At 71.5% G+C, this 12,261-nt stretch carries 13 protein-coding genes; 4 read left to right on the top strand and 9 right to left on the bottom strand.

Annotation, left to right across the window (positions count from 1 at the left end):
- Nucleotides 1–104: 104 nt before the first annotated feature.
- The 6 genes from AB0M82_RS19355 to AB0M82_RS19330 form a co-directional block, all read right to left on the bottom strand.
- Entirely contained in the window at nucleotides 105–770 is a 666-nt protein-coding gene (locus AB0M82_RS19355; RefSeq protein WP_364723349.1) for a DUF4190 domain-containing protein, read from the bottom strand.
- Nucleotides 771–1,075: 305 nt separating this feature from the next.
- Nucleotides 1,076–1,960, bottom strand: coding sequence for a hypothetical protein (locus tag AB0M82_RS19350; protein ID WP_364723346.1), 885 nt, complete (start codon nucleotides 1,958–1,960; stop codon nucleotides 1,076–1,078).
- Entirely contained in the window at nucleotides 1,957–2,433 is a 477-nt protein-coding gene (locus tag AB0M82_RS19345; protein ID WP_364723343.1) for a hypothetical protein, read from the bottom strand. The genes AB0M82_RS19350 and AB0M82_RS19345 overlap by 4 nt, the downstream gene beginning before the upstream one ends.
- Before the next feature lie 56 nt (nucleotides 2,434–2,489).
- Nucleotides 2,490–2,903, bottom strand: coding sequence for a hypothetical protein (locus AB0M82_RS19340; protein ID WP_364723340.1), 414 nt, complete (start codon nucleotides 2,901–2,903; stop codon nucleotides 2,490–2,492).
- Nucleotides 2,904–2,915: 12 nt separating this feature from the next.
- Nucleotides 2,916–3,656 (bottom strand): OmpA family protein, encoded by a 741-nt coding sequence (locus tag AB0M82_RS19335; protein ID WP_364723339.1) that lies wholly within the window; start codon nucleotides 3,654–3,656, stop codon nucleotides 2,916–2,918.
- Nucleotides 3,657–3,906: 250 nt separating this feature from the next.
- The gene (locus AB0M82_RS19330; RefSeq protein WP_364723336.1) at nucleotides 3,907–4,722 is read right to left on the bottom strand and encodes an SGNH/GDSL hydrolase family protein; all 816 of its coding nucleotides are present in this window, start codon (nucleotides 4,720–4,722) and stop codon (nucleotides 3,907–3,909) included.
- Between the two features lie 279 nt (nucleotides 4,723–5,001).
- On the opposite strand from AB0M82_RS19330, the gene AB0M82_RS19325 reads away from it, so the two are divergent.
- On the top strand, nucleotides 5,002–5,664 hold the full coding sequence (locus AB0M82_RS19325; RefSeq protein ID WP_364723334.1) for a DUF3159 domain-containing protein: 663 nt from the start codon (nucleotides 5,002–5,004) through the stop codon (nucleotides 5,662–5,664).
- 101 nt (nucleotides 5,665–5,765) lie between these two features.
- On the opposite strand, the gene AB0M82_RS19320 is transcribed toward AB0M82_RS19325, so the two are convergent.
- Nucleotides 5,766–6,731 carry a BadF/BadG/BcrA/BcrD ATPase family protein gene (locus AB0M82_RS19320; RefSeq protein WP_364723331.1) on the bottom strand — a complete coding sequence of 322 codons (966 nt, stop codon included), beginning with the start codon at nucleotides 6,729–6,731 and terminating at the stop codon, nucleotides 5,766–5,768.
- Nucleotides 6,728–7,774 carry an SIS domain-containing protein gene (locus tag AB0M82_RS19315; protein WP_364723329.1) on the bottom strand — a complete coding sequence of 349 codons (1,047 nt, stop codon included), beginning with the start codon at nucleotides 7,772–7,774 and terminating at the stop codon, nucleotides 6,728–6,730. The genes AB0M82_RS19320 and AB0M82_RS19315 overlap by 4 nt, the downstream gene beginning before the upstream one ends.
- 149 nt (nucleotides 7,775–7,923) lie before the next feature.
- On the opposite strand from AB0M82_RS19315, the gene AB0M82_RS19310 reads away from it, so the two are divergent.
- A complete protein-coding gene (locus AB0M82_RS19310) occupies nucleotides 7,924–8,679 on the top strand; it encodes a GntR family transcriptional regulator (RefSeq protein ID WP_364723326.1) in 756 nt (251 codons plus the stop codon).
- Between the two features lie 36 nt (nucleotides 8,680–8,715).
- On the top strand, nucleotides 8,716–10,242 hold the full coding sequence (locus tag AB0M82_RS19305; protein WP_364723324.1) for an MFS transporter: 1,527 nt from the start codon (nucleotides 8,716–8,718) through the stop codon (nucleotides 10,240–10,242).
- A 108-nt stretch (nucleotides 10,243–10,350) separates the two neighbouring features.
- On the opposite strand, the gene AB0M82_RS19300 is transcribed toward AB0M82_RS19305, so the two are convergent.
- The gene (locus tag AB0M82_RS19300) at nucleotides 10,351–11,298 is read right to left on the bottom strand and encodes a threonine/serine dehydratase (RefSeq protein ID WP_364723321.1); all 948 of its coding nucleotides are present in this window, start codon (nucleotides 11,296–11,298) and stop codon (nucleotides 10,351–10,353) included.
- A 146-nt stretch (nucleotides 11,299–11,444) separates the two neighbouring features.
- Between AB0M82_RS19300 and AB0M82_RS19295 the strand changes: the two genes are divergently transcribed.
- Nucleotides 11,445–12,170 carry a hypothetical protein gene (locus AB0M82_RS19295; RefSeq protein ID WP_364723318.1) on the top strand — a complete coding sequence of 242 codons (726 nt, stop codon included), beginning with the start codon at nucleotides 11,445–11,447 and terminating at the stop codon, nucleotides 12,168–12,170.
- Nucleotides 12,171–12,261: the final 91 nt, after the last annotated feature.

The following is a 12,261-nucleotide window of genomic DNA, read 5'->3' as shown; positions in this document are numbered from 1 at the left end:
GCCGGGCCCCGCACGGGAAACGCGGTGGGGCCGGGAGCCGCCAGGAGCGGCTGGTGGCGGCCCGGCCGGCCGAGATGGGGGTAGGCCGGCCGGTCGCCAGGCGCTCAGCCCACGTTCGCCGTGCAGAGCGCGATCGTCGTCCCGCTGTTTTCCGCGACCTTCTTGCCGTCGACGGTAATGGCGCAGGAGATTACGTTGTTCACGCCCGAATTGCCGGTGTCCGCGGTGAGCGTCAGCAGGTACGAGCCATTGTTGTACGACGCCGCGCCCTGCCACGCGTCGGTGCTGCCGGGGGCGTTTTCGGTGCGCTGGTCGCTGAGGCTGCCGTAGCGCACGGTCGCGCCGCCCGAGGAGGTGACCTGGAAGATCACCGAGTGCTTGTCGCCGTCGACCGCGGGCAGGTGCAGCCCGGCCTCGCCACCGCCGAGGAAGGTCGAGTACAGCAGCATCCCGGCCGTCGAAAGCAGCGCGGCGGCCGAGACGACGGTGGCGGTGATGGCCAGCCCGCGGTCGCCGGCGGTGCCCTTCTTGACCTGGACCAACCCGACGATCGCCAGGACCAGCCCGAGCCCCGCCAGTGGCCACGCGACGAACTCGACGTCCGGCACGAACATGACGGCCAGTGCGGCCACGCCCAGCAGCAGGCCGACGATCGCCACGATGTTCCGCCCCGGCTTCGCGTTGGCCTGACGACGCTCCGTGGCGGTCACCGGCGGCGCGGGCCTGCCGTGGCGCGCGGTGGCCGGCGAGTACTGCGGGTCGGTCATCATGCAGACCCCTTCGGGTGGGAGTGCGACGACGTTAACCCATAAGTGTGGCCCCGAACGAAAATGTTACATTCTGGAAAAAGTCATTGTCCCACCATTTTGCGTCAGGTATCGGTATTTCCTGACATCGCGGGCAGGATGTGGCCAAGTGATCAATGGGAAGAATATCGGAGTTCCCACTGTTCGACGTCGGTTATAACGACCTCACCCTGGGGATCGTAAATACCGTACGCGCATCTTGGCACCGCCGTGAGGCCTACGACGAGCGTAGGTACCGGTTCCGCGACGAAGGTCGCATACCGGACTTCTCAGTCGAAAAGACTTACTTCGGGCGTGATTTCGAGGAGTTCGAAGACCGGCCGGCCGCGGCGGCCGTCGATCGTGGTCGTGCGCACGACGCGCAGCCGGGCGGTCACCGGGCGGTCGAGGTTCTCCTTGATCTCGTCGAGCAGGTCCGGCGCCACCGCGCCCTGGATGGTCCCGCCCGATTCGCGGTCGAGGTAGAAGATCCGCCGCCGGGTCCGGACGCCGTCGAGCCGGCCGCGCACCGTCTCGTAGCCGACCGCCTCGCGGGACTCACGGAGGCTGCCCTGCAGGATCCGGGCCTGCTCGGTGGTCATGCTCCGGGTCACCTGCTCGCCCGCGGTCGGGGTCAGCGCCATCCCGATTCCGGCGTTCTTCGCGACGGCGTTGACGATGTCGCTCACCGCGTTGCGGACGGTGTCGCGCTGGAGCAGCACGGCGTCGAGCGCGCCGTCGTCCGAGCCGTTCGCCGGCAGGAAGTCGCACAGCTCCTTGACGGCGCGCTCGGACAGCGTCTCGATGCCGTCGATGATCAGCGCGTCGTCGGAGACGTCGAGCTCCGGGAAGCCGAAGAAGATCGCGTTGCCCGCTTGGCCGCGCTGGATCAGTGGCGCCTTGTCCCGGTCGGCCTGCTGGACGATCGTCACCTCGCCGGACGGGTTCCGGATGATGTGCCCGATCTTCGCCGTCGCGTCCTGCAGGGCGCGGCTGATGTCGGAGAAGGTGTAGGCGTCGATGCTCTGCTCGCCGATCACCGAAACGTGCAGCAACGGCGACCGCGACGTCCGCTCGAACTTGGCGTTCGCCGCCATCGCCGACGCGCGCGCCAGGTCGTCGAGCCACGTGCCGCCGGGGATCTCGTCGGCGATGCGCCGGAACTCGTTCCTCACCAGATCATCTCCGGGTAGCCCCTGCCGCCTTCGGCCCAGACCTCGGCCCAGACGTCCTCGTCGCCGGGACGGCACAGGAAGCCGTCCAGCATGCCGCCGACCGGCTGCACCTGGTCGAGGTACATCGCGGGCTGCCCGACGATCACGCCGCGCAGCGTGAGCAGGCCGTACAGCGCCGACCGGCCGGCGTCGTCGAGCCGCTTCAGCGCGCCCCACTCGTCCGGGATGAGGACGACGTCGAGACTGCGCGGCGGGTCCGCGGTCCGGGCGATGAGCTCGCCGCCGATCCAGGCGCGGCCGGACGGGATGATCCGCCGGGCGACGCCGAGGTAGCTGTTGAGCGCGCTGAACAGGATTTCGCGGTCGTTCTGGTGCGGGGCGTCGAAGACCAGGCGTTCGTAGACGTCGGCGAGATCGCCGGCGTGGCGGCCCGGTGGCAGGACCTGCTGCGACGTCCAATGGGGGAGCGCCACGCCACCCCCTCCTCAGCCTCGCTCACAGTGCGTAGCCGAATTTACCAGGATGGGTGTCAGCCACCGCGCCCAGGCTGGTGCGGCCACCGCCGGGTGGCGTCCGGGACCTCGTCGGCTTCCGGCCAGGCCGGCTCCTCCTCGGCGAACCAGTTCTCGGCCTGCGCCCCGCGCTGCGGCGGCAGCGGCAGCCGCCCCTCGCGGTGGCCGTCGGGCTCGGACTCTTGTTCTTCGCCGGGGAAGCGGTCATCGGTCCAGTCGGGAGCGTGCTGGGCCCACGCGGCCGGGATGAACTGCGTCTGCTCGGCCGCCGACGGCGTCGGCTCGTGCCGCGGTTCGGCCGGTTCGCCTGCTTCGCCCGCTGGTTCGGGCTTCGGGCGCGGCGAGGCGCGCAGGACCAGCCACGCGGTGAGCACGCCGAGGACGAAGGCGACGATCAGCCAGAGCCAGATCTGCCCGAACAGCCACAGCATCCGCTTCACCCCTCACAGGACCGTGATTTCGACGCGCCGGTCTTCGCCGGCTCCGGAAGCCGGCCGGGTGTCGCCCAGCCCGCGGTAGGTCACGCGCTTGGCCGTCAGCCCGTTGGACGTGAGGATCCGCGCGACGGCCCGGGCGCGGTCCTGGGACAACTTCAGTGCGGCGGTCGCGCCGCCCGGACCGCGGGCGACGTGGCCGGTGACGCGGTACCGGAAGCTTGCCGGCGACTTGGCGAGGGCGATCGCGACGTCGCGGGCGGCCTGTGCGCCTTCGGGGGTGAGCCGGGCGGTGTTCGGCACGAAGGAGATCGGCGCCTCGGCGAGCATCCGGTCGATCTCGGCCTGAACGCCGGCCTTGTCGGTCGGCGGCGGCGGCGGCCCGGCCGGGGTGGTGGTCGGCGGCGGGCTGCTGCTGGGCGGGGTGCTGGGCGGCGCGCTGGTGACGGGGCTCGTGGTCACGGGGAGCGCGTCGCCTTCGAACCGCGCGGCCCGGACGCCGTCGACGGCCCGGACGACCTCGAGCGCGCGCAGCGACTGGTCGAGCGGGAAGCCGCTGAGGGTGGCGTCCCGGCCGTGGAAGCCGAGGTGCCCGGCGGAAAGCCCGGCGCCGGCCAGCGCGGCCTGCGCCCGGGAGGTGAGATCCTGCTGGATGTCACCGGCTCGCACCCAGGTCACGACCGCCGCGAGCAGCGCCGTGACCAGCACCGCGATCGGGACCATCAGGATCCAGCGACGACCACCGGACATAAGGGGACTGTAAGCCGGGTGACGCGGGTTGGCGAGCCGAAGTAAGAGTGGTGGTCCACAAGTTGTCCCCAGGCAAGCCGGCATGTGGACAACTGGCCGCCGAGTGATCGTCCGGACGCTTTCCGTCGGTGCGGGCCGATACGCTGGATGCGGGCGGCCCCCCCAGGGAGCGGTGGGGTAGGTCTGTGGGCCCTCTAGGGCGGCTGCTTGCTCGCGCTGAGCCGAGTCGCCCGAACGGGACGGAAGCCCGTCAGCTCGCCTGCTGCTGCTGGGTGCTGTCCGGCACCTCGAGCACGTCCATCGGCACCAGCGGCGCGAGTTGCGGCCGCTTCGGCGACAGCCCGTCCCCCATCGACTCGCCCTTCAGCTGCCGGCGGATCCACGGCAGCAGGTGCACCTTCGTCCACGTCAGATCGGATCGCCGCGAGTCGATCCAGCGGCTCGGGAGCACTTCCTCCGGCCACGGCTCGCGCCAGTCGCCGTCCAGCGGGATGCCCAGGACCTCCGCCGACTTCAGGGCGATGCGGCGGTGCGCTTCCGGGGAAAAGTGGAGCCGGTCGTCGCTCCAGGCGCGGCGGTCGTGCAGGGGTGTCATCGCCCAGAGGTCGACCATCCGGGCGCCGTGGCGTTCCGCGATCGCCCACAGGTGCGTGTTGTAGATCGCCACCTTGCCGCGCAGCACCGACATCACCGACAGCACCTTCGTGTCGGGGCCGTTGACCATCAGCACCGGGATCCCGGCCTCGCGCAGCTTCGCGACGGCCTCCTCCAGGCGTTCCGTGACGGCGTCGACGTCCGCGCCCGGCACGATGATGTCGTTGCCGCCCGCGCACAGCGTGACGAGGTCGGGTTTCAGCTCCAGCGCGATCGGCAGCTGCTCGTCCACGATCTCGTCGAGCATCTTGCCGCGCAGCGCCAGGTTCGCGTACCGGAAGTCCGACCTGCCACCCGCCAGGATCTCCGCGAGCCGGTCGGCCCAGCCCCGGAAGGAGCCGTCCGGCAGCGCGTCGTTGAGGCCCTCGGTGAAGCTGTCCCCGAGGGCTACGTAGCTGTCGAATCCGTACACGTTGGGTCCCCTTCCCATCCTGCGGCCGACACTCCCCCGACGTGTAGTTGTACACCTCAACTATCCAGTCGGGCCGCACCCCCACGACGCGTCCGCCGCCACCTACGGTTCAGCCTGCGGTGCCAGTGTCTTCTCTTGTCGGCCTTCCCCGCCTCTCTATTACGCAGTCTTCACCTTCGGTATGCCGCAAACAGCACACTCGAAGGCAAATCCCACACTTCGTGTGGCGAAGGTCTCCCTGCCCAGGGGGTCTTGACGACGATCCGGCAGGCTGGAGACGTGTCCGGAGAACCCCGTGAGTCGCTCGCGCAGATCCTCGGCGGTCGCCGGGGCGCGCTCGACGCCAGTATCCCGCCGGTCGGCTTCGTCGCCGGCTGGCTCGCGGCCGGGCAGTCCATCGCCTGGGGCGCCGGTGCCGCCATCGCGGTCGCCGTCGGGCTCGGCGGCTACCGGCTCGCGCGCGGCGGCAAGATCCGCGCGCTGCTCGTCAGCCTGGCCGCCGTCGTCGCGGCCGCGCTGATCGCCCTGCACACCGGCCGGGCCCAGGACTTCTTCCTGCTGCAGCTGATGTCCAATGTGGCCAGCGCCCTGCTGTGGGCGGCGAGCATCGTGATCCGCTGGCCGCTGCTCGGCGTCGTCGTCGGCTTGGTGCTCGGCCAGAAGACGCGCTGGCGCCGCGACCCGGTGCTGCTCAAGGCCTACTCGCGGGCCAGCTGGGTGTGGGTGCTGGGCCAGTACACGCTGCGCGTGGTCGTCTACGGCCTGCTGTGGTGGTCCGGCCAGGTGATCGCGCTCGGCGTGGCCCGCACGCTGCTGTCGTGGCCGCTGGTCGCGCTGACCGTCGCGGTGAGTGGCTGGGTGCTCTACCGGGCGTTGCCGCCGGAGCATCCCGGGCTGCGATTGGCCCCCGAAACCGGCTCGGACGACGTACCCAGGGCATAAGGCGGCCCCCGGCGAGGGGGGAGGGTCCGGGGGCCACTGCCTACGTTACCTGGAATACCCGCGTTCAGTCGATGTTTTGGTGCCTTCGCGCCACTTTTTGCTCAATCTCGGGGAAATACTGGTCTGACCACCCGGTCGCCGAAAGCGTCCACGGCGGCGAGCCAGGCCGCCCCGAGCACCCCATCGGAGCTGGTCAGCACCTCGCAACCGGACAATCCACGGCGGACGAGCGCCCCGACCGGGCTCTCGCCGGTCAACACCGAGCCGACGAGCACGACCGGGGTCGACTCGCCGGGCTCGCGCGCGGCGAGGGCGTTCGCGACCAGAAGTTCGGCCGCGCGGGCGACGATCGCGCGTGCCGCGGGCTCGCCCGCGTCGTGCGCCGCGCTCACCAACGGGGCGAACCGGGCGAGCCGGACCGGTGCCTCGGCGTTGGCCGTGGTGATCAGCGCCCGTGCCGCGGCGAGCCGGCCGGCGTCCGTGCGGACGTCCAAACCGGACGGTCCGAGCGCCGCGGCGAGCACCGCCGACGGCAGCCCGTCGAGGGGCAGGCCGCGCCCGAGAGCCTCCAAAGTGGAACGGACGGCTTCGCGGCCGAGCCAGAACGCGGATCCTTCGTCGCCGAGCAGCCAGCCATAACCGCCGGTGGTGCCGGCCAGGCGCCGCTTCCGGATCCGGCCCGCGATCGACCCGGTGCCCGCGACGAGCACGGTCCCGTCCGGCGCCGGCGTCGCGGACGCGTACGCCACTTCGGCGTCGGTGACCATCCGGACGACGCCGGTGAGCCCGATCCGTGCCCACGCCGCGTCGAACACCGCCGCCACCGCCGGGTCGCTCAGCTTGCTCACCCCGGCCATGCCGACGACGCACGCCCGCACGGCGCCGGGGTCGTGCGCGCCGAGCGCCGCGGTGATCGCGTCGGCGATCCGGCCCGCGGCGACCTCGGGTGGGTGCGCGTTCGGGTTGGCGCCTTCACCGCGCCCGGTGCCCAGTACCGCGCCGGCGGCGTCGACCAGGGCGGCCCTGGTCGACGTGCCGCCGGCGTCGACGCCCACCGCGAGGTTCACCGGGTCTTGGTCACCTTCAGCAGGCCGCGCGGGCTGTCCGGGTCGCCGCCGCGGGCGAGCGACAGGCCGAGCGCGATCCGCTGGATCGGCAGGATCTCCAGGATCGGTGCCAGCTCCTCGACCGTCGGGGCGACGTCGATGCGCAGCGCCGCGGGCATTTCGGCGGCGGCCGAACCGACGGCGAGGACGTCCGCGCCGCGCTTGCCGACGGCCTCGAGGACCTCGTGCATCGCCCGGCCGCCGTGCCCGGCGCTGGTCACCGCGAGCACGGCGGTCTCGCCGTCCACCGCCGCGACCGGGCCGTGCAGCAGGTCCGCGCCGCTGTACGCGCGGGCGGCGAGGTAGCTGGTCTCGGCGAGCTTGAGCGAACCTTCGAGCGCGGTGGCGTAGGAGTAGCCGCGGCCGGTGGTGAGGACCCGGTCCACGAAGCGGTACCGGTCGACCGCGCGCTGCACGCCTTCGGCCGCGCCGTCGAGCGTCTGCTGCGCCAGTTCGCCGATCTTCTCGGCGTCCGCCGCCTTGCCGCCGCGCACCGCGTCGATCAGCAGGTACAGCGCCATCAGCGTCGCGGAGTACGTCTTGGTCGCGGCGACGGCCTTCTCGACGCCCGCGCCGATGTCGACGCCGAGCTCGGACGCGGCCCGCAGCGGCGAGTCCGGCGTGTTGGTGACGGACACCGTCAGCGCGCCCTGGCGCCGCGCTGTTTCGGTGACCTCGATCAGGTCAGGCGAGCCACCGCTCTGGCTGACCGTGACGAACAGCACGTCGCGCAGATCGGGCCGCGCGCCGTACAGCGTCGCCGTGGAGGGCGAAACCAGACCCGCCGGAAGGCCGAGGAGTACCTCGATCAGGTACTTCGCGTACAACGCTGCGTGGTCGCTCGATCCACGTGCGGCGAGCAACGCGAAGCGCGGGGGCCGGTGTGAGATCTTTTCCGCCACGCCGGCGATTTCCGCCTGACGCTCGACCAGTCCCGCCAGGACGTCCGGCTGCTGGGCGATCTCCGCGGCCATGTGCGCGCCGGGCCGTTGTTCGGTCATCATTTTCCTCTCCACCTCCGGCATTATGTACCGGACTCAGGCGGCGTCGGTCAGGTCTAGACCAATCTTAGTGGGGCGGCGCGTTTGGGGAAAAGGGTACGTTTCTTACGGGGGACGTGGCGTGCGATGAGGGAAGACATAGGGAGCCGGGCATGTTGGAGACCACCACCACGGGCGAGGCGGGCGCCGTCGCCGGGATGCGCGGGCAGCGCGAGCCCAAGTACTGGGCACTGAAGCAGCACCTCCTCGACCTCTTGGACGTGCTGCCGCCGGGGTCGCCGATCCCGACCGAACGCGCGCTCGCCGGGGAGTTCACGGTCTCCCGCACCACCGTGCGCCAGGCGCTGGCCGACCTGACCGCCGAAGGGCGCCTGCACCGTGTGCAGGGAAAAGGCACGTTCGCGGCCGAGCCGAAGCTCGCCCAGCGGCTGCAGTTGTCGTCCTACACCGAGGACATGCGCAAGCAGGGCCTCAAGCCGTCGTCGAAGCTCCTCGAAGTCGAGGAGCTTCCGGTGGAGGGCGATCTCGCGAAGCTGCTCGGAATCCGGACGGGTGCGAAAATTCTTCGCCTTCGACGTCTTCGACTGGCGGACTCCCAGCCGATGGCCTTGGAGACGACGCACCTCCCCCTGGGCCGTTTTCGCGGACTGCGCAAGCACGTCTCGGCCGGCGGCTCGTTGTACGCCGTTCTACGCGAGCACTACGGAGTCGAACTGGAGCGTGCGGAGGAGACGATCGAGACGTCGCTCGCCGGGCCACAGGAAGCGGAGATGCTCGGCGCGGACGTCGGGATGCCGGTGCTGATGCTGACCCGCCACTCGTTCGCGACGGACGGCAAGCCGGTCGAGTTCGCCCGGGCGATCTACCGGGGGGACCGGTACAAGTTCGTGACGACGCTGCTTCCGTGAGTTGACGGGGTCCCCTGTGCGCGGTGGAGTGGGTGGGTGACTGCCACCGAAGACACCGGGATCCGGTGGGGGACCCATGCCGGGCGGGGGGTGCTCGCGACCACGATCCTCGGTTCGGGCATGGCGATGCTCGACGGCACCATCGTCAACGTCGCCCTGCCCCGCATCGGCGTCGAACTGGACGCCTCCGTCGCCGGGCTCCAATGGATCCTCGACGGCTACCTGCTGGCGCTCGCCGCGCTGATCCTCGTCGCCGGTTCGCTCGGCGACCGGTACGGCAGGCGCCGCGTGTACCTCGTCGGCGTCGTCTGGTTCGGGGTCGCCTCCGGGCTGTGCGCCGCCGCGGTGTCCACCGAGATGCTCGTCGCGATGCGGATCCTGCAGGGGATCGGCGGCGCCCTCCTGACGCCCGGCTCGCTCGCGATCCTCCAGTCTTCCTTCGCGCACGACGCCCGCGCCCGCGCGATCGGCGCGTGGTCCGGCCTCGGCGGCATCGCGGCCGCCGCCGGGCCGCTGGTCGGCGGTCTGCTCGTCCAGGTCTGGTCGTGGCGGCTGGCGTTCCTCATCAACGTCCCGATCGCGGTCGTCGTCGTGCTGATGGCGCGGCGGTTCGTCCCCGAGTCCCGCGACCCGGACGCCACCGGACACCCGGACTTCGGCGCCGCCGCGCTCGGCGCGCTCGGCCTCGCCGGGGTCACCGGCGCGCTCGTCGAGGCGCCGGGACGCGGCATCGGCGACCCGATCGTGCTGGTCGCGGGCCTGCTGGGGATCGCGGGACTGGCCGCGTTCGTCCTCGTCCAGCACCGGTCGCGGGAACCGCTCGTGCCACCGTCGCTGTTCCGGGACCGCACCTTCACGCTGTCGAACGCGCTGACGTTCGTCGTCTACGCCGCACTGGGCGGTGTCATGATGCTGCTGGTCATGCAGCTGCAGGTCTCGCTCGGCTACTCGCCGACCGTGTCCGGCCTGGCCGGGCTGCCGCTGACGGTGATCATGCTCCTGCTCTCCGGCCGCTCCGGCGCGCTCGCCCAGCGGATCGGCCCGCGCACGCAGCTGGTGGTCGGCCCGATCATCGTCGGCGCCGGCATGCTGCTGATGCTGCGCATCGCGCCCGGCGCGTCCTACCTCGGCGCGGTGCTGCCCGCGGTCGCGGTGTTCGGGCTCGGCCTGGCGACGGTCGTGGCCCCGGTGACCGCGACGGTGCTCGCCGCGGCCCCGGACCGCTACGCCGGCGTCGCCTCGGGGGTCAACAACGCGATCGCCCGCTCGGGCGGCCTCCTCGCGGTGGCGGTGCTGCCCGCCGCGGCCGGGCTGACCGGCGAGTCCTACGCCGACCCGGTGGCGCTCACCGCGGGCTGGCGGGTGGCGCTGGTCATCTGCGCGGTACTGGCGATCGCCGGCGGGCTGATCGCGCTGGGCATCCACAACGGCGTCCTCGAACCGCCGTCGCAGTCTGCTTCGGACGCGGAGGAGTGCCCCCACCTGGGCAAGTGCTACCACTGCGGCGTCGAGGGCCCGCCGACGCACGTCCGCGGCGGCGGGACCCCGGTCGCCGGTTCCTAGCCGCCCAAGCGCCCCAATGTGGCGTTGGGTGCGTTGGGCGCACCGAACGCCGCGTTGGGTGCGTTGGACGCAACCAACGCCACTTTGGGGCGCTTGCGGGGCCCCTGATCAGGCGAGGATCTCGGCGAACTGCGCCGGGTCGACGTTGCCGCCCGACACGATCGCGACCGTGCGGCCGGCGGGTAGCTCGCCGGCGTGGAACAGGTACGCCGCCGTCGTCACCGCGCCGCTGGGTTCGGCGACCAGCCGCGCCTGCCGGGCCAGCGTGCGGACGGCGTCCCGGATCTCGTCCTCGGTGACCGTGACCATCTGGTCGACGACCTCCAGCAGGTGGGCGAAGGTCAGCTCGGACGGCTGAGAGCGCAGTCCGTCGGCGATCGTGCGGGCGCGGTCGGCCTGCGGCCACCGGACCAGTTCGCCCCGTCGGAGGCTCTCGGCGGCGTCCGCGGCCAGCGCGGGCTCGACGCCGATGACCTTCGCCCGCGGGCAGCGGGCCTTAATCGCGGTGCCGACGCCGGCCGCCAGCCCGCCGCCGCTGATCGGGACCAGCACGACCTCGACGTCCGGGAGGTCCTCGGCGATCTCGAGGCCCGCCGTGCCCTGGCCGGCGATGATCGCCGCGTCGTCGAAGGGCGGCACGAGGGTCAGCCCGCGTTCGGCGGCCAGTTCGTGCGCTTTCGCCTCATGTTCGCCGATCGGCACCTCGACCACTTCGGCGCCGTACGAGCGAGTGGCCTCGACCTTGATCCGCGGCGCGACGTCCGGCACGACGATCACCGCGGGCACCCCGTATCGCTGCGCCGCGTACGCGACCGCTTGCGCGTGGTTGCCGCTCGAGTACGCGATGACGCCGCGTGCGCGGGCCGCGTCGTCGAGCGTGCCGATCGCGTTGAACGCGCCGCGCACCTTGAACGCGCCGATCGGTTGCAGGCTTTCAGGTTTGAGCCACAGGGTGTTGCGGGGATCCCACGTCTGGAGCAGCAGGGGCGTCCGCACGGCAACACCTTCGACGCGCTTCGCGGCGGCCTCGATGTCAGAGATCGTCACCAGTTCCATCGGCCGAGTATGTCAAGAAAATCTTCGATCGGCACTGTCTATTGTAGACAGTCCGAGTGGTGCTTCTCACGTTGGGACAACGGGGGGAGTTCCTCGCGCGCCTTAGACGTTGGACAGGGGAGAAGTCTTACTACCGGATCGGGATCATGAGCAAGGAGAACGCAGCGGCTTCCGAAGTGAAGGCAGAAAAGTCGGGTCTGCGCATCGCGCAGGTAATGGCGGCGGCGCTCGCGGCGGTGACGGCGGCGCTGCTGGGGTCGACGCTGGGCGTGGCCGGCACGGTCGTCGGCGCCGGCGTCGCGAGCGTGGTGTCGACAGTCGGCAGCGAGGTGTACCTGCGCTCGCTGCAGCGCACCCGCGAAGCGGCGCTCAAGGCGCGGGTGCTGGCGACGTCGGGCATCCGGCGGCGGGGGCCCGCCGAGCCGGCGGTGCCGATCGCCGACCAGCCGACGGTCCAGCTGGCGAAGCCCCCGGAGGAAGGGGCGAGCCGCCTGCGGAAACTGCGCTGGCCGTTGATCATCGGCACGAGCGTGGCGGCGTTCGCGGTGGCGATCCTGTCGATCGTCGGCTTCGAGTCGGCGACGGGCACCCAGATCGGCGGCGGAACGGGCTCGAGCATCGGCAAGGTCCTCGGCGGCGGCTCCGGCCGGCCGGACAAGGCCCCGTCGTCGACCCCGCCGACCAGCACCGACACCCAGGTGTCACCGACCGAGACGACGACGAGCCCGCCGGACACGTCGACGGCCCCGACGACGTCGACCACCCCCAGCACCTCATCGACCCCGACGAGCCCGAGCACGTCGGCCCAGCAGCCGACGACTTCGGCCCCCGCGTCCTCCAGCCAGGGCGCCGCTCCGACCCCCACTCCGTAGGGCCGTGAATGTCGCATTGAGGGACTTCAAGTCCCTCAATGCGGGCACGTGCAGCAGCTTGCGCCAAAAGTTGGCGTGGTAGGTGTTCGAG

It is taken from the genome of Amycolatopsis sp. NPDC051128 (assembly GCF_040682715.1).
GTDB lineage: Bacteria > Actinomycetota > Actinomycetes > Mycobacteriales > Pseudonocardiaceae > Amycolatopsis.
Note: the sequence above shows the minus strand (reverse complement) of the source record. Positions and strands in the feature narration are given on the sequence as shown.